Here is a 17725-nt window from a genome sequence, read left to right on the forward strand (position 1 = left end):
GCTGGCTTAAAGGTTTTAACGCTGTACCCATACTGGATAAGTGAAGAAAATAAGGTGGGAAAAATTAAAGAGAAAGTGGAAGAGTACAGCCGTCCATAAACGCCCGCTTAGATGATAGATCGCGCCGTAGCCAATACCAGCTAATGTGGCAAATAGTACCAAAGTCACGCCGCCAGAAAAATGCGCAAGACCAAATAGGGTACTAGCGAGCGCAATACCGAGCCATAGACCGAATTTTTCACTAACGGCTTTTTGTAAATAGCCCCGGAAAAATGCTTCTTCCACCACACAGGTTAAAAGCAAATTATTGAGAGCAAAGAGCCACCACCAAGTCGGTAAAGATAACTCGGGCTTAATCGCGCCAAGCGCCCATGCGACAAAAAGCAAAGCAAAAAGAGGAATCGACACTTTACCGATCGCGGCCCAACGAATGGTTTGATGGTTGCCAAGGAGTGGCGGCCAAGCGAGTAGCAAAGCAAAAAATACCATAGGTTTATCTAGGTTCAAGTAGAGACGAAAGGGGGCACTATTTGCACCTGCAACCACATTATCCAGCACTTTAGGATTATTAAAACCAGGAATAGCATGCAGCAGTAATGCAATTGCCCATAATAGCAACGCACCATGAGCAAACCATTTCCAGCGGCCTTTCAGTTGTGGAATATAATAAGCACCACATAATCCAATGGCGACATACAGCAGGGCCATTAACGATAATCGGTCTGTGAACCATCCGCCCACTAACGACAGTGCTAGCAAGGCGAATGCTGGACGTAATTGCTTTTGAAAACTGAAGATAACGGCAAAAAGCAGCGGGATCCAAATCCATAACGATGAGTCAAGTATCATAGAGAGTACCTTAGGAAATCATCCATATTATTGAGTGATGACAGAGTGGAAGAGTGGCGCATTATGAAGAATCATTCTCAATAAAGAGATTCTACCAGTCAGCTAAACGCTTGCAGGCTTACAAAAAGCACTGTGGATCGTCACTAAAAATGGCGTCAACCGAGTTGAGATGTTTGAACTTTTTCGGATTATTCACCGTGTAGCACCAAATTTGGTAACCCGCTTGATGTAATTCGGCAATGTGTTTTGCACTGATCCACTGATAGTTAAGGTTACAGCCAAAGGCGTCAATTTCGGCTAACACTTGCTTATCTTTACGCGTTAATCGCTCGCTCAACACCGCCAATTTATAACCCGGACAATGCTGATAAAGCTCGCGCATGATAGCGTGGCTAAAACTGGAGAGAACAATCTGTTCATTCGGTAATCCACATTGATCCAGTTGCGCTTTAAGCTGAGCAGCGACTTGAGCAACATCGTGTTTATCCACTTTGACTTCAATGTTTAAACCAAGGCTGTGCTGATTTGCGAGTGTCAGCAACGTCTCTAATGTCATGATGGGTTCGCCTGCAAATTGAGGGTCAAACCAACCGCCAAAATCGAACTGTTGTAATTGCTCAAGCGTGTAAGAATCAATGCGCCCTTTACCATTACTGCAACGATTAATGGTGTGATCGTGGCAAACAACCAATATGTGATCTTGAGTCGGTTGCACATCCACTTCAACCCACTTTAGGCCTAAATCAATAGCGGCTTGCACACTCACTTGCGTATTTTCAGGGTAATGGCCGGCCACTCCGCGGTGGCCAATAATCATAGGCTTCATAGCGTTATCTCTACACAATTAAAACCGGCTCAGCATAGCGCGCGCCTTCTATTTTGTCTTCAAATTGATGGAAATGAGAGACGACGCGCTTTGGACATCACTTTCGCTAATGCTATGCTTATCCAACATCAGGCAGGAGGTCTGATCTGTCAAGTAGGGATAACGGTGAAGCTACATACGATCAAAGGCTATATTCAGAATATGTATCTGGCTGAATATCCAGAACGATTATTACTGCTAGACGGTGCAAGTCGAGCAGACATACCTACGTTGCAGCACTTCATTGAGAATGAACTGAACCGTCCTTTTTCTCATCTTCATACCGTTGTGGTAACTCACATGCATCCAGATCACGCTGGGGCGGCTCATCAATTGCGTGCATTAACGGGTTGTAAAATTATCTCTGCCAATAAAGATCATGATTGGTATTGTGGTTTGGACGGATTTTGTATGCATTTAGCCGATCTTGCGCTTGCGCGTTGGATGGCGAATCGCCTAGGCCGCCCGCGGCAGAATTTATGGTATCCACGTGTCTTAAAGCCTGACATTAAGCTCAACGATGGCGACACTATTCCTCATTTTAACGAATGGCAAATCTTAGAAACTCCAGGGCATACCGATCGAGATTTGTCTGTCTACCATGCACAGCAAGGCATTGTGTATGTTGCTGATTTAATGGTTGAAGTGAAAAAGCAGTTGATTGCCCCTTTTCCTATTTTCCATCCCAATCAATATCGCCAGTCACTTGAACGGATCTTCAAGCTCAACCCTGAAACACTGCTTCTTGCACACGGCAAAGAGGGGCGTTTGAGCGAAAAAACCTACCAACACCTGCTAAATACCGCACCTATACGGCCCATCACACATTGGCGAGTGGTCAAAATAAAAGTCAAAAGTTTAATGAAGTCTGTTTGGCAATTTGGGGTCAGCAAAGGTAAATAAAGGGTAAGTGGCTTTAAAACTCATCAGCAAAGAGTGTTCGCCGCATACTGTGGTTGTTTGCACCGGAAAAAATCGTTAGAATGCGATCCTTGATGATAATGAGAGCTTTTATCAACAAGATGATAACACTTCGTTGAAGGTAATGAATAACGTCTATGAATCTTTTAAAAATCAGCTTGTCCTTGGTGGCGACTACCAGTTTGTTCGCAGTAAATGCTTCTACACTCAGTGACGCGAATGCCATCCAAAATAAAACCAATTCGGCTTCAGTCGCCAGCCAACAGAACATCAATCACAGTTCTCAATCAGCGTTGCTGATGCAAGCTGACATCGATCAGTTAAAAGAAGAAGTGAAAAATCTCACTATTTATCGTAATCACTTGGCATCGCTGGTGGAAAACCAGAATCAGGAAGCGCAAAGTCTATCGTCACAAATTGATGAGATAAAACTGACTCGCCAAGGCATCGTTCCTTTGATGTATCAGATGATCGACGGGCTACGTACCCTAATCGAAAACGACAAACCATTAAAGCGCGAAACGCGTTTAGAGCGTTTAGAAAAGCTGGAATCGATGATGGTGCGATCGGATGTCAGCGATGCTGAAAAATACCGCCGTATTCTTGAAGCGTACCAAATCGAAATTGATTACGGGACTAAACTGGGTGTTTATCAAGGCGCAGTGGTGCTCAATGAAAACAAAACCATTGAAGCTGACATTTTATACGTTGGCCGTTTATCGCTGGTGGCTCGTAGCTTAAATGGCAAACAGTATTGGAGCTGGAGCCAAAACTCGCACCAGTGGACCGATGTAGATAGTGGGCTATATGCCGATTTAGATACCGCTTTCAAAATGGCCAACAATTTAATTACACCAAACTTAATGACGATTCCTGTTTCACTTGAGTTAGTAGAGGAGCAAAGCAAATGAAGATGGTTTTCTCTCTCTCATCACTCTGTTTAACACTATTGGCTTTCAACAGCTTTGCTTCTACGGAATTAGTCAGCAACGCCAAAGTGGAAAACAAACAGCAACAGCAGCACAATATCGAACGCGAAGCGGGTTTTAAACAAACCGAACAGCAGCTACGCCGCGCCAAAGCAGAGCTAGAAGCTCAGCGCCAAGATTTACAAGCGCAAGCGGATAAGCTAAGCACGCAATTCAGTAATAATGAAAACCGACTAGCACGTTTAGAAGAGCAGCTTCTCTTAGAAACAGGAAGCCTTGGAGAGCTGTTTGGTGTGGTACGCCAAAATGCCAAAGCATTAAGCAGTGAATTGGAATCTTCCATCACTGCGGTTGATCGCCATCAGTATACATCGCGGGTACAAGAAATTGTCGCCGCAAAATCTTTACCCTCGATGCCGCAGCTGACGGGGTTATGGCACAGCTATGTTGAACAGATCATCGCCAGTGGTGAGCTAAGACGCGTTCAGATCGCATTTATCAATGGTGACGGTGTCACGCAAAATGTGGCCGCCTATCGTATTGGAACCTTTGGTTTGGTGACAGAGCAAGGTTATGTCAAATGGAACGGGGATAAACAAGCCGCCACCGCTTATTTGAAACAACCGGACAATGGACCGATTTTCTCTGGCCTAAATACGGGAGAAATCGAAAGCTTAGTGGCCGATCCTTCGCGTGGCATCATGCTTGAACAGCTAGCCCTTACGCCAACGTTAGCCGAACGGCTACAAATGGGGGGGGCGGTTGGTAACATCATTTTGGTACTGCTTGGTATTGGTTTAATCATCGCTTTCTATCGCGGCTTCGCATTGGTGATGACTCACCACAAGATCAAAGCGCAGCTTAAAGATGTACAGAAAATTGGTAATAACCCATTGGGGCGTGTACTCAGCGTCTATAACAAAGAGCAAAATCGCAGCGTAGAAGCGTTGGAGCTGCGCTTGCTGGAAGCGGTGGTCGATGAACAAGCGCATTTGGAAAAAGGTTTATCGATGCTGAAGTTATTAGCTGCGATTGCGCCGATGCTTGGGCTATTGGGTACGGTGACCGGCATGATTGAAACCTTCCAAGTGATCACACAATTTGGTAACGGTGATCCAAAAGTAATGGCAGGCGGTATTTCAATGGCCTTGGTGACTACCGTTCTGGGTTTAGTCTCTGCGATTCCACTATTATTAGCTCATAATATCTTAAGCTCTCAAGCCGAAAATATTCGCTCTATTTTAGAAAAACAGGGGATTGGCCTCGTTGCTGCGCAAGCAGAGCAAGAATGCCAAGCTTCAATGAGGAATGCGGCGTAATGAACAGCGTATTGCCAAGCGCACTGCTCAGCAATGACTGGCTAACAACCTTGCAGCAGTTTATGCAGCAAGGGGGTATCGTCTTATGGTGGCTAGCTGGGGTGGCGGCGCTTTATTGGTTGTTGATCATCGAACGCGTACTGTTTGTGGTATTGAGCTTTCCTAAATATCGAAAAAGGTGGTTAGAGCAATGGCATCAACGCGCGGAACACCATTCATGGTATGCCCATGCCATTCGCGAGGGTTGGCTTGGTGAAGCACAGCAGATGCTGCGCCACAACCTTAACATGATAAAACTGCTCGTCACACTTTGCCCAATGTTAGGGCTGCTCGGCACCGTCACCGGAATGATCTCTGTGTTTGATGTGATGGCAAATCAAGGCAGTAGCGATCCTAAATTGATGGCATCTGGCATTTCATTGGCCACATTACCGACAATGGCCGGAATGGTCGCGGCCCTTGCGGGCATGTTTGTGCATGCTCGTCTTGCAAAAAAGTGTCATCTACTTGAATTAAAATTAGAAAAATCGTTAAGGAGTTTGCGATGAGATTAGGCAGACGCCAGCCAAGAAATGATGAAGCGCAGATAGACTTAACATCGATGCTCGACATCGTCTTTATCATGCTGATTTTTTTCATTGTTACCAGTTCATTCGTTCGTGAATCAGGTGTTGAGGTTAACCGTCCTCAAGCTTCTCACGCGGTGAGTCAGAAAGATGCGGGTATTTTTGTCGCTATCAATGCATCCAATGATATTTACATCGACAAACGCTTGATTGATGTTGAACGTGTAGAGGCCACCCTAGAACATCTGTTGCTCGAACAACCAGACGCGGTGTTAGTGATTCAAGCGGATGAACATGCTTATAACGGTACGGTTGTTAAAGTGATGGATGCGGCCAAAGGGGCCGGAGTGAAAAATATCGCATTGGCGGCGGAGAAACGTTAATGGGACGTTTACTGCTTGCTTTGCCAATTGCAGGAGCGATTTCGCTGGCGCTGTTCAGTTTTATGGCGTGGATGGTGGATAACGGTAACCAACGCGCTGTAAAACCAACTCAAGCACTGCGATTTAACATGGTGATGATGGAACAAGAACACGATTTACAGCGTCGCCAACGTAGCGTTCCGGAACCTTTAAAGTTGCCTGAGCCGCCACCGCAAGCACAAGTGACACAGTCACAAACTACTGCTACGGCCGCTACATCACTCACTAGTTTACCAGCTTTGGGTTTGGATACCGCGCTTAATGGGGTGGCGATTAACGCACCAACCTTTGGTGATTTTGGCTCAAACCAGCAAGCAATGCCGTTATATCGTGTCGAGCCGGTTTATCCAAGCCGAGCTCTAAAGCGAGGCGTAGAAGGTTTCGTTACATTAAGCTTTACTATTGATACAACAGGAAAAGCCGTCGATATCAATGTCGTCGATGCCAATCCTAAACGTATGTTTGAGCGTGAAGCGATGCAAGCGCTGAAAAAATGGAAGTATCAACCTCAGATTGTCGACGGTAAAGCCATTGAGCAGCCGGGACAAACCGTGACTGTGGAGTTTAAAATCGCCAAATGATGAAACGTATATTGATTGGCTTATCACTTGTTATCGGCTCGCTCTCTTTAAATGCGAGCGAATTAAGTGCGACAACAGTCCTGAAAGTGCAAAAAGCACAGCAATTTGCATTAGAAGAGAACCTCACTCAAGCCATTGAGGTACTGAGCAGTGTTGAAACGTCACGTCTTTATGATAAAGCATTTGTCGCCCGGATGCTTGGTGTGTTTTATTGGCAAAGTGGTCAGCCCAAAGCGGCAGTCAAACAGATCAAGTACGCTGTAGAGAGTGGAGAGCTGCAAGATGAGCAGGCATGGACCACCGAACGTATGTTGGCTGATCTGTATGTCAATGAACAACAATTTGAAAAGGCGTTACCGCACTACTACCAATTATTGAAATCCGTTCCGCCTTCACAGAAAGTAGACGATCTGTGGTTGCGTATCGCACAGACCCACTACCAAATTGCACAATGGAAAAAAGTGCTGCATGCGTTGGATAAATACCAAACCGTGACACCACTTAATACTAAAAATCCATTATCACTTAAATTAGGTGCGCAGCTTCAGCTAGAACAGTGGAATGCGGCCATTCCAACTTTAGAAAAACTGATCATGCTGGAGCCTAACCAAGCCAGTTGGTGGCGACAGTTAGTCGGTTTACATCTGCGTTTAGATCAGCGTCGTCAAGCATTAAACAGTTTAGCGTTAGCCAAATTACAAGGTGTGGAATTAACCGATAAGGATAAACACTTGCTCGCGCAATTGTATGCGCAAAACGGCATTCCAGAACGTGCGGCGCAAGTTCTGCAAACATTATCTGATGCTGATCAAGACTTAACTTTACTGAAAGAGCAAGCCACTTACTGGCAGCAAGCCAAAGAGTGGCAAGCCGCGATCAGAACGTGGACAAAAGCAGCTGAACAGGATGAGCAATATTATTGGCAAGTGGCGCTGCTGTACAACCAGCAAGGGCAATTTAAAGAAGCGTTACAGGCGTTGGATAAAGTCACCACGCGTGAGAAAAAAGCCGATGTCGCGTTAGCGCGAGTTCATGCGCTGTACAAACTCAATCAACTCGATAATGCTCTATACCAAGCCAAGCAAGCTGAAAACCTAAACCCATCAAGCCATGCCAAAGGATGGATCAAATTCCTTTCTCGTTTACAAAAAGTTCAGCAAGCGCAAACGGCTAATATCTGATCATAGCGCCTCATCTGCCCGATGATGAGGCGTCTGACCTTTTACGATTTTTGAATCGTCATTATCAAGACTGACATTGGTTCGGTTTTGCCTATCTTAGTGATAAAGAGAACCTATTATTGTCTTTCTGATTTTTTCCGTACCATAACGTTTAACGATGAAGTACAGAGAGAGAATCATGATGAAAGCGTTAGTGGTTGAAGGTGGTGCGATGCGCGGCATTTTTGCCAGTGGAGTCTTGGATAGTTTTTTACAACATCAGCATAACCCATTTGATTTTGTATTAGGTGTTTCAGCTGGAGCTTCAAACTTAATCGGCTACCTTGCGAAGCAACCGAGACGTAGTTATCACGTTGTAACTCAGCTTGCCACCGACCGTCTTTTTTTTAACCCAATTCGCTTTATTAAGGGGGGAAATCTCGTCGATGTGCGTTGGCTAATCGATGAGTCCAACCGACGTTATCCTATTGATGAAGACAAACTGTTTAACTCAGTCCCTTTCTTTGCCGTTGCAACCAATATCGAAACGGGTAAAGCCGATTATTATCGAGTGACTCAAGAAAACTTGAGTACGGCAATTGAGGCCACATCCGCGCTACCGATAGTTTATAAGCATACGCCTTGTTTCCATGGTGGTTGCTACACTGATGGAGGGGTTGCTGACTCGATCCCTGTTAAAGAAGCGTATCGCCGTGGAGCACGAGATATTACGGTTGTTTTATCACATCCACTTAGCTATATCATGTCGCCCCCTAAAAGTAAGTGGATGATGAAAAAACTCTTTTCACGCCATCCAAATATGGCTAAATCAATGCTATTTCGTGCGAAACATTACAACCAATCACTTGAATTTATTCGCAATCCACCTTCTGATGCCATCATTCGAGTAATCGCGCCACCTGAAGGGTTTCCCGTTAAGAGATTGACGATGAAGTTACCGTTGCTCAACATAGGCTATGACATGGGCTTAAAAGCCGGGCAAAATCATTTGGAGTGGCTTGAATACACACGTGCAGCCTAAAAACGCTTAGGTTTAAAAGGCTGATAAAACACTATCTACATGTCGTAACTGTCTATGTAATAAGCTGTTTTTTAGAGATGATTGAGTATGAATTTCATCGCAATTTATCTTGTTTATGGTTTTCATATGAGTGGCACGTGTTAAGTATGTACCACATTTTGATTGATCGAGCCTGATGGCATGCAACTGAAACTATCGCTACTCTCCATCGCTTTATTGAACACAATTCCTGTCACTGCAACGGAAAACTTTCAGATGTTTATTCCGGTCACAGCAGCCAATAGTTACCAACATGGCATTGATGTTGCTGAGTACTGGAAAAGTGAAAAACTGGATGGAATTCGCGCCATCTGGAATGGACAATATCTTCATACGCGTAATGGTAATAAGATCAATGCGCCTGCTTGGTTTACTGCACCATTACCTAATAAAGCATTAGAAGGAGAGCTTTGGGCTGGACGAGGTCAGTTTCATCACGTTCAACAAACGGTATTGGATACCATACCAACCGATGAAGCGTGGCAAAGCATCCGCTTTATGCTGTTTGATATGCCCGAAGCGATCGGTGACTACCAAAAGCGATACCACAATCTTATCCACTTATCCTCACTCATGAATGCTCCGCACATTACCTATATTGAACATTCACCAATTCACTCAGAAAAAGAGCTGCTTGGGTATTTAGACAACGTAAGTGATGGGCAGGGTGAAGGGGTGATGCTGCGAAAAATTAATGCCCATTACCAAGCCGGCCGCAGTAACGATTTACTTAAGCTTAAAAAACACCAAGATGCTGAAGCTACGGTCATTGGTTATAAACTGGGTTCTGGCAAATACCAAGGTATGATGGGATCAGTGCTAGTGCGCTTAGAAAACGGTGTTGAGTTCTATATCGGCAGCGGTTTTTCTGATGAGATCAGAAATAATCCGCCAAAGATCGGATCCATTATTACTTTTCGTTTTAATGATCTCACTGCAGAAGGAAAACCAAGATTTGCACGTTTTATGAGAGAAAGGCCAGCAATATAAATAAGGCCAGACAATGTCTGACCTTATTATTTCATCGCAACGCCTTTTCGCCACGTTGAAATTCAGAGAATCAAGCCGTTATTTCGATGCAAAATCGAGTTGTACGCTATCGGCTTGTTGATGCATCCAGTGTAAGCGGATACCCAGCATTAAAGCAGCAGAAGATAAGCCAACGATAAATCCTATCCAGAACCCACTGGCACCCATAGGTTCGACAATGAAATCTGTCATTGCTAATACATAGCCGGTTGGCAAGCCAATCATCCAATAAGCGATAAAGGTACGATTAAAAATAGCCGTCATGTCTTTATAACCACGTAGCGCTCCTGCTGCAACGACTTGAATCGCATCCATACATTGATAAATAGCCGCAAAAATAAGCAACTGCATCGCCATGGCTACAACGGCTTGGTTTTCCGTATAAAGCAAAGCCACATATTCACGAAATAGAACCGTTAACGTCGCCGTGATAATTGCAGTAGATAAACCGACTAACAAGCCAACCTGTGAAGCGATGGTTGCCCCTTCAATATTTTTTTCGCCCAGCTTATGGCCAACACGGATGCTCACTGCAGCGCCGATACTCATCGGTAACATAAAAATTAATGATGAGAAATTCAAAGCGACTTGGTGAGCCGCCACCACCAATGAACCGAGTGGAGCGACCAACAATGCGACCACAGCAAATAGAGTAACTTCAAAAAATATCGCTGCCGCCACAGGAAAACCAAGCTTGAATAAGCGAATTTGCGCCTTCAATTGTGGTTTATGGAATTCACCAAAGATATTAATGTGCGCCATGCGTTTAGAAGTGACGACATAAAACAGCAGCATAAAAAACATCAACCAATAGACAATTGCCGTCGCCACACCACAACCTACACCGCCTAGCTCTGGTGCGCCAAATTTTCCGTATACGAAAATCCAGTTAAGTGGAATGTTAACTAATAAGCCCGCGAAACCAATCACCATAGCGGGTTTCGTCAGTGAGATACCATCCGTGAAACTGCGCAATGCTTGAAATAGTAAATAAGAAGGTACGGCAAACATCACGGCGTACATGTACCCGTTAGTTTTTTCAGCCATCAACGGCTCAATATCCATCCACCCCAAAATCCATTGAGTTTGAAAAAGAACACCAATAATGGGAATAGAGACAAACAACGCTAGCGCTGCACCTTGCTGTATTTCAAAAGGAATTTTCTTTTGCCGCCCTGATCCGTTGAGTTGCGCTACAACAGGAACCAACGCCATTAACAACCCAACACCAAACAGAATCGAAGGTAGCCAAATACTCGCCGCGATCGATACCGCAGCCATATCAATCGCACTCACACCACCTGCCATGACGGTATCTACAAAGCCCATTCCAGTTTGAGCAATAGAGGCAATCAACACAGGTGTTGCCAATTTGATTAAATTTGAAGCTTCTTGTTTATAACGATGCACAAATATCTCCAGAGGAAGGACAAGCAAAAATCGCGACCAATAATCAACTTATCGCGTAGGCATGGATGATAAAGAAATGTCACACTAAGCTCCATGAAAAACTGATGAAATTACCTAATGTTTATTGGGAAGGTTGCTCGTCGCGCTATATGCGGTGAAATCTATTTCAGACAAAGCTTGATTAGGCTAGATAGGGGGCTTGGCGTGTTGCACGTAACCATTAAGAAGAGCGCTTGCCAAGCGCTCACTTTTTAAAAGATTTGTTCATCATCGGCATCAACAAACAACTCTATTTTGTCTAAACGTTCATCGACCATCATATTGAGATGAATCGCATGGCAACAGGCGGGGCAATCGTCATAAAACTCTTGGCTACCATTTGATGCATCTAGGGTGATCCGAATGGAATGACCGCAGTGAGGGCAGTTGACCATTCTTTCCGTATAATTTTTCATATCTCTTTCCTTACATCCTTGGAGATACCTTAATACTAAGTCGCTAAGTTCCTTTAAGCGGCAAATTAAGTTCAAACTTTGAATTGGCCCATAAAACAACAAAAGAGCCATTTATTAAGGCTCATTTGTTGTCTATACAGCTCGGTTGTTTACACCGTTAAAAGGAGAGGATTTTCTTGATCAAACTTTCCGCTTCGACCAGATAGTGGCCACCAAATTGATTGTAGTGATTGAGGACATGATAGAGGTTATAAATATTCTTACGTTCCACATAGTCCAAACTCAAGGGTAAGATGCTCTCATAGCCTTGGTAAAACTCAGGTTGAAAACCTTCAAATAATTCTGTCATTGCGATATCGCATTCACGATCACCCCAATAACAGGCAGGATCGTAGCAAATTGGACCAAATACCGAGTTTGCCACATTCCCATGCCACAAATCTCCATGCAGCAGAGATGGGCGAGGGCTATGGTTAGCTAAGCGAGATTGGACAACGTCGACCAACTCGCTGATATTGAACAACTCAATTCCTTTTTCACGCAACAATTGCAATTGCCAGCCGATACGTTGTTCCGCAAAAAAACGACCCCATTTTTTGTCCCACGGATTTGGCTGCAAAGTGGAACCAATATAATTGTCTGCATCAAACCCATACTCTTTTTGTTCTCCCCATTGATGCAGTTTGGCCAGTTGTACACCGAACTCATAGCTGTTCGTCGCGTTATCTAGGGGTTTGGTTGGTAGATAGTTTAAAACAATGAACGCATGATTTTTACTGGTTCCAATCATCACTAGCTCGGGAACCTGTACTGTTGACGTTTCACGAAGCGAACGTAGGTTTTCACCCTCAATCTCAAACTTAGCTAAGAAGTCTCGTGTGTTTACTTTAACAAAATAGCGTTGCTCGCCATCGCTGATCATGTAGCAATCACTAATGTCACCACCGCTGACTTTTTCTTTTTCAACAGGGTTAAATTCAAACATGAGCGTATCGGATAACTGCTGAATGAGAGTTTGCCACATAACGACCTCTGCCTTGATTTACTTAATAATTCGTAGTTTAGGTCATGGTTACGAATATTTCAGAAGTGCGTGACACATAATTTAGCCACTTTCCTTTTGAGGGAGCACCAATGCTCATAAATGTGATTAAGTGCAAGAATTTGCAGATGCGAATACAGAAATAGTATTAAAAATAACGCTATATTTTCCATAAGTTGATCTTGCTTAGGTGCTAGTAACCCAATTTATAGGATGGCGTATCCTACTTTGGGGAAAATAAATGCTCGTGAAATAGATGCTTATCAAGAAATCGCGGGAAATTTGAACGTCTAAACTATCAAATCTGTGAAAATGGGCTGACATGGCTTAGTATTATTGAAGGTACAGTGATTACTAGCAATTTAGCGGTAAAGCGGAGAATTAAAGTGGTTGTAGAAACCGATGGTTATTTGGCTCTGATAGAGCATCTCTCTTTTAATATGGATGTGTTCACATCAGGCGGAGATATTGGCGCTGAAAGTGTAGAAGATGTTGTGACCGACATGGTTTCAAGCAACATCATGGCTATTTTTGAACAAAACCCTGAGCTACATTCCAGTGTTCGATTCCAGTTGCTCAAAGAAGCCGATTCTGTAGTGGAAGATCTTGGTGAAGTATTGGCGGGTGTTTGGAGTAAACCTGCGACCAATGAACAGATCCTTTTTCTTGATGAATACATCGCCTTAGTGAAGAATCTGTTCGATACTGCCGTTGCGAAGTACGACTAATTGAAGTATGACTAATCAGAGTTAGGCGGGCTTATAATCCGCCTAAATTGCCAGAATTTAGAAGCCCAATAGGGGTTATCGATTCTTGAGATCATCACACCTTTAGACGTAGAGGCGTGCATGAATTTTTTGTCTCCTAGATAGACTCCAACATGATTGCTCGTCCTTGATGTTCTAAAAAAGACCAAATCCCCGCGCTGCGCATTTTGATAATTTACCTCAAACCCCGTTTGACTCTGTGAGCGTGTAGTTCGTGGTAGAGGGATCTGCCATACATCTTTAAACGCTATTTGCACAAATGCTGAGCAGTCGACTCCGTTCAACGTTTCACCACCTAATCGGTACGGCACTCCTTTCCAGCGCTGAAAAACCGTGCCTAATCCATCGTCTTTATCTTGGACAATTGACAGAATCTCTTCTTGAGTAACATAAGTAGGGCCAGAATTGGACGAAATAGGCGATCCTACGCAACCCGTTAGCACACTAGTTATTGATAATGCGAAGAGTATTGGACTTTTAATCATTTATCATCCCAATGAAATGTAACTGAAACATTTTTGAAATATTGCATTCCTACTATGGTTGAGCCTTAACACATTCTCTAATCACTTAGTTGCATTTATCATGAATTCCTCAATAAATAATCGACATTCACTGTCGTTGATTCAAACCATCAGTGCCATTTTCATCACGATGACGTTACTGGTGGTCCTTTTATCCATCACCAGTTTAAAAAGCATCGATAAGGTAGGGCTACAGTTTTCTGGATTGTCTGAACAAACACTACCTTTGGCATTAAATAATGCAAGGTTGACGCAAAATATATTAGAACAAGTACAATCTCTCGGCGATGGCATCCGCACAACGGAATCGGCAGAATTAGAAGCGGTAAACCAGCAATTAAGCCACTTAAACCAGCAGACGGACCAACTTACTGACCAGCTTTTCTCCATCGCTACTCGTATCGGTAACGCGATTACTCAAGATCATCAATTGTCGTTACGCAGCAAAAGTGCGGCATTTCAGCAGCTCACCTATTCTATTTTATCAACGCAGGCCTCTTTGCTTAAACAGCAGAATGCTATCGATAACTCCGCCACTGCGTTTCGTTACGGATTAAGCTCCATTGGACCGGAGATGAACCGGATCAGTTCATTTCTCGCATTAGATAACCCGGAATCGATGGATGCGGCTAACCGCTTTATTGCTAGTGCAAGTTCGATGGAAAGTACCTTCTTACTGTTAATGATGCAAAGCGATCCTGAACAGGCCAAAGTGCAATTTAAGGAAATCCGTAATCGCATGGCAGGAATTGAGCTAGCCTTTGATGATTTCAAAGAGTGGCATCCTGATGTTATGGAGTTTGCAAGCCTGACGGCACCTTATGAAATGGTTAAAGCGGGTTTTGTTGAGCATGGCATTTTAGCACTGATCTTAAATAAAATTGGGCAAGCACAGCAGCAGCGACAAGAAATGGCACAAGCTGCGCAGCTAGCCAAAGACACGGTAGCACTGCTAAATACGATTTCTGCCACCGCAAGTGAGTTGATCAAACACAGTGAGAACGTGGTTCATGACGCAATGCTAATGGTTAAGCAAGTACAATATACTGGCGGCATTATTCTGGTCGCTTTGGTTTTACTTGCATGGCTAGGGTTACGCCACTGGCTAAAGCTGGGGCTGAATAACTTATTGGCCAAGCTTGCATTATTAACTCAACACGATTTTTCTCAACCCGCTAGCTTGATTGGCCCGAGTGAATTTAAAGAAGTTGCTCTACAACTAAACCAAGTTATTGAATCAACAAAATATTCAATTTCTACCGTAACGCGCAATTGTGAAATGCTCTACCAAAATGCCGAAACCAGTCACGATGCAGCCGATAAATCCAACCGCAGTTTAGCCGCACAAAATGATTCGTTGGTTAACATGGTTTCCACAGTGAGTGAGTTGGAATCGGCGATTCGGAATATCGCGCTTGTGACCAGTGAATCTTATGAAGAATCAGTGGCTGCCAGCCAGTTTTCTACGCAAGGGGTGAAAGTAGTGGAACAAAACCGTGTTCGCTTGGAATCTCTTGAAAATACACTGCATTTAAACGATGAAGCAATGCACGAGCTTGACCAGCGCGTGAAGAAAATTCGTGAGATGGTGGATATGATCAGCGGTATTGCTGACAGTACCAACTTACTGGCGTTGAACGCCGCGATTGAAGCGGCAAGAGCTGGCGAACAAGGGCGTGGTTTTGCGGTTGTAGCCGATGAAGTACGCAAATTGGCCAGCGATACATCACAGCAAACCACCAATATCCGAGACATGATGAATGAACTCACCAATGCAACGCAGCGCTCTCGTCAAGCGGTATCGGATTCGCGCCAAGAGATGAGTAATGCGCTGCAATCGAGTCAAGAAGTCAAAACAACATTTGAGCAGATAGAAAAAGCAGTGGAACAGATTCGTGCTCGAGTTGAGCAGATAAGCGTTGCAACAGAAGAGCAAGAGCGAGCGACGGCCGATGTAAGCCAATCTATCAGCCATGTTTCATCGCAAGGTGAGCAAACCAAATTACAGCTTGAAGCCATGGTCGAAAGTTCAGAGCAGGTAGCTGAAGTTGCGGGTGAACAGCAGGCTATGTTGCATAAATATACGCTCAACTAGCTTATCCAGTGCGAATTTCTGTATTTTCATGACGTTGTCACTTTTTTCTAAATGGTTGGGTAAGCATTTTATCCAACCACTGCTCACGCTTCGCTCGAAAGAGTGGTAGGCCGATAATGACCTGCTTATGGCCCAATTCTGGCTGCGCACGATAAGTACGAAATAGCCGATCCCAACATGACAAGAAAAAACCAAAATTGGAGTGAGTTTCTCGCACAATGACTGAATGATGCACCCGATGCATGTCAGGTGTCACCACCAACCAGCGAAGCCAACGGTCCATTTTCAACGGTAATTTGGCGTTACTGTGGTTAAACATCGCGCTCGCATTGAGCACAACCTCAAATATCAATACCGCGAATGGGCTGACACCCAAAATGATCACGCAAGTGATTTTGATCCACAAAGAGAGGATCATCTCAAGTGGGTGAAACCGCGAGCCAGTGGTCACATCAATATCTTGGTCAGCGTGGTGCATGCGGTGTAAACGCCATAACCAAGGAGAGAAGTGAAAAAGCACATGCTGGGCGTAAATCACGCCATCAAGAATAATAACTGACAGCGCAATTTCAGCCACTTGTGGTAAATCCACCCAATTAAAAAGACCAATCGAGTCTTGCTGCGCCCAATAAGCCGCTTCAATGGCTAACACTGGCATCAATAGCGATAAGCACACGCTATTTAAACCAACCAAACCTAAATTATTCAGCCAGCGAGTGGCTTTACTTTGGGTGAGTGTTTTACGTGGGCAAGACCATTCCCACAGCGCACAAAGCATAAATACAGCGAAAAATATGCTCAAACGGATCAATTCAGGGTTCAGGTTCATGCTTAATGGCTCATCTTCAATGGTCTTGTGCTAGGAATCTGCTTGTACTGTAAGTACAATCGGCAGCACTTTCCAGCTTGCCGCCCTGATTTATGAGAATCCACGCATTTAACCATTTGTTCCAACATCGCTTAGCGTTATCGACCAAACCTTTTCAAGCTCGTGGTGCGAAAGTTGAACGTTGCGCCTATTGTCAGGTCGCCACGCAATACTGCTTATGCGGCCATCAACCGGATATGGATACGGATATCGCAGTATTACTGCTGGTTTCTGAAAATGAAGTATTTAAACCCAGTAATACTGGTCGACTAATTGCCGATGTGATTAAAGAAACTTATGTTTATCAGTGGAATCGCACCGAACCTCACGCGGAAATGCTAGCACTGTTGAATAACCCCGCCTATCAACCAGTCGTCATTTTTCCCGAAGAGTATGTGGATGAAAAGCCTCGAGTAATGCAAAGCCCTCCCAGCGCGCACGATAAACGCAAACCACTGTTGATATTGCTTGATGGAAGCTGGCGCGAGGCTAGACGAATGTTTCGCAAATCACCTTATTTGGATGCGCTTCCGGTGATGTCTATCGCACCTAAAAGCGTATCGCAATATATGATGCGTAAATCTGATAATGAGCAGCATTTATCAACGGCTGAAGTGGCGTCGTTGGTATTGGCTGAAGTGGGTGAGCATCAAGCCTCTCTGCTATTAAGCCAATGGTTTGAAGTGTTTCGAGAAAGTTACTTGCTGAGCAAAACCCGCCTAAAGCATGATTTGAGCAGGCCAGTCTTGAAACGTTTCATCGACCAGCAGCAAAGCGAGACGTGACTCTAAAGTTGATCGATTCGGTGATGAGTAATTGTTCAATCGAACCTATAGACCAGA

At 44.2% G+C, this 17725-nt stretch carries 19 protein-coding genes; 12 read left to right on the forward strand and 7 right to left on the reverse strand.

The genetic code is table 11. The features are described 5' to 3' along the window. Positions 1–15 precede the first annotated feature (15 nt). Positions 16–849 carry a CPBP family intramembrane glutamic endopeptidase gene (locus AACQ75_RS06125; protein WP_170888411.1) on the reverse strand — a complete coding sequence of 278 codons (834 nt, stop codon included), beginning with the start codon at positions 847–849 and terminating at the stop codon, positions 16–18. Between the two features lie 118 nt (positions 850–967). After that, complete coding sequence (locus AACQ75_RS06130) at positions 968–1675, reverse strand: glycerophosphoryl diester phosphodiesterase (RefSeq protein WP_170888412.1); 708 nt, start codon at positions 1673–1675, stop codon at positions 968–970. Positions 1676–1840: 165 nt separating this feature from the next. Between AACQ75_RS06130 and AACQ75_RS06135 the strand changes: the two genes are divergently transcribed. The 9 genes from AACQ75_RS06135 to AACQ75_RS06175 all read left to right on the forward strand — a co-directional run bounded on the left by AACQ75_RS06135 (position 1841) and on the right by AACQ75_RS06175 (position 9683). Next, positions 1841–2617 (forward strand): MBL fold metallo-hydrolase, encoded by a 777-nt coding sequence (locus tag AACQ75_RS06135; RefSeq protein ID WP_115339916.1) that lies wholly within the window; start codon positions 1841–1843, stop codon positions 2615–2617. A 155-nt stretch (positions 2618–2772) separates the two neighbouring features. Continuing rightward, positions 2773–3546, forward strand: coding sequence for a DUF3450 domain-containing protein (locus AACQ75_RS06140; RefSeq protein WP_019282153.1), 774 nt, complete (start codon positions 2773–2775; stop codon positions 3544–3546). Further along, on the forward strand, positions 3543–4883 hold the full coding sequence (locus AACQ75_RS06145; protein WP_170888413.1) for a MotA/TolQ/ExbB proton channel family protein: 1341 nt from the start codon (positions 3543–3545) through the stop codon (positions 4881–4883). The genes AACQ75_RS06140 and AACQ75_RS06145 overlap by 4 nt, the downstream gene beginning before the upstream one ends. Next, positions 4883–5431: a MotA/TolQ/ExbB proton channel family protein gene (locus AACQ75_RS06150; protein ID WP_017044730.1), complete on the forward strand. Its 549-nt coding sequence runs from the start codon at positions 4883–4885 to the stop codon at positions 5429–5431. The genes AACQ75_RS06145 and AACQ75_RS06150 overlap by 1 nt, the downstream gene beginning before the upstream one ends. Next, on the forward strand, positions 5428–5832 hold the full coding sequence (locus tag AACQ75_RS06155) for an ExbD/TolR family protein (RefSeq protein ID WP_170888414.1): 405 nt from the start codon (positions 5428–5430) through the stop codon (positions 5830–5832). Before AACQ75_RS06150 ends, AACQ75_RS06155 begins: the two co-directional genes overlap by 4 nt. After that, entirely contained in the window at positions 5832–6452 is a 621-nt protein-coding gene (locus tag AACQ75_RS06160) for an energy transducer TonB (protein WP_094164347.1), read from the forward strand. The genes AACQ75_RS06155 and AACQ75_RS06160 overlap by 1 nt, the downstream gene beginning before the upstream one ends. Next, positions 6449–7633, forward strand: coding sequence for a tetratricopeptide repeat protein (locus tag AACQ75_RS06165; protein ID WP_170888415.1), 1185 nt, complete (start codon positions 6449–6451; stop codon positions 7631–7633). Before AACQ75_RS06160 ends, AACQ75_RS06165 begins: the two co-directional genes overlap by 4 nt. 157 nt (positions 7634–7790) lie before the next feature. Then, on the forward strand, positions 7791–8654 hold the full coding sequence (locus AACQ75_RS06170; protein ID WP_017047626.1) for a patatin-like phospholipase family protein: 864 nt from the start codon (positions 7791–7793) through the stop codon (positions 8652–8654). A 186-nt stretch (positions 8655–8840) separates the two neighbouring features. Further along, on the forward strand, positions 8841–9683 hold the full coding sequence (locus AACQ75_RS06175; protein WP_445285780.1) for a DNA ligase: 843 nt from the start codon (positions 8841–8843) through the stop codon (positions 9681–9683). Between the two features lie 78 nt (positions 9684–9761). Here AACQ75_RS06175 and AACQ75_RS06180 read toward each other — a convergent pair whose 3' ends face one another. From AACQ75_RS06180 to AACQ75_RS06190, 3 genes are all read right to left on the reverse strand, one after another. Beyond that, entirely contained in the window at positions 9762–11132 is a 1371-nt protein-coding gene (locus AACQ75_RS06180; protein WP_026027236.1) for an MATE family efflux transporter, read from the reverse strand. 251 nt (positions 11133–11383) lie between these two features. Beyond that, complete coding sequence (locus tag AACQ75_RS06185) at positions 11384–11587, reverse strand: CPXCG motif-containing cysteine-rich protein (RefSeq protein WP_010320526.1); 204 nt, start codon at positions 11585–11587, stop codon at positions 11384–11386. 157 nt (positions 11588–11744) lie between these two features. Next, positions 11745–12611, reverse strand: a complete 867-nt coding sequence (locus AACQ75_RS06190; RefSeq protein WP_017042505.1) for a fructosamine kinase family protein — start codon at positions 12609–12611, stop codon at positions 11745–11747. Between the two features lie 404 nt (positions 12612–13015). On the opposite strand from AACQ75_RS06190, the gene AACQ75_RS06195 reads away from it, so the two are divergent. Further along, positions 13016–13357, forward strand: coding sequence for a DUF3802 family protein (locus tag AACQ75_RS06195; protein ID WP_026027237.1), 342 nt, complete (start codon positions 13016–13018; stop codon positions 13355–13357). Between the two features lie 11 nt (positions 13358–13368). Here the strand turns inward: AACQ75_RS06195 and AACQ75_RS06200 are convergent, their stop codons facing one another. Further along, positions 13369–13881, reverse strand: coding sequence for a C40 family peptidase (locus tag AACQ75_RS06200; protein ID WP_088732437.1), 513 nt, complete (start codon positions 13879–13881; stop codon positions 13369–13371). A 58-nt stretch (positions 13882–13939) separates the two neighbouring features. On the opposite strand from AACQ75_RS06200, the gene AACQ75_RS06205 reads away from it, so the two are divergent. Continuing rightward, positions 13940–16015, forward strand: a complete 2076-nt coding sequence (locus AACQ75_RS06205; RefSeq protein ID WP_170888417.1) for a methyl-accepting chemotaxis protein — start codon at positions 13940–13942, stop codon at positions 16013–16015. Positions 16016–16052: 37 nt separating this feature from the next. Here AACQ75_RS06205 and AACQ75_RS06210 read toward each other — a convergent pair whose 3' ends face one another. Next, on the reverse strand, positions 16053–16844 hold the full coding sequence (locus AACQ75_RS06210; protein ID WP_170888418.1) for a sterol desaturase family protein: 792 nt from the start codon (positions 16842–16844) through the stop codon (positions 16053–16055). Positions 16845–16936: 92 nt separating this feature from the next. Between AACQ75_RS06210 and AACQ75_RS06215 the strand changes: the two genes are divergently transcribed. Continuing rightward, positions 16937–17668, forward strand: coding sequence for a tRNA-uridine aminocarboxypropyltransferase (locus tag AACQ75_RS06215; protein WP_017042509.1), 732 nt, complete (start codon positions 16937–16939; stop codon positions 17666–17668). Positions 17669–17725: the final 57 nt, after the last annotated feature.

The organism is Vibrio sp. B1-2 (assembly GCF_963888445.1).
Lineage (GTDB): Bacteria > Pseudomonadota > Gammaproteobacteria > Enterobacterales > Vibrionaceae > Vibrio > Vibrio anguillarum.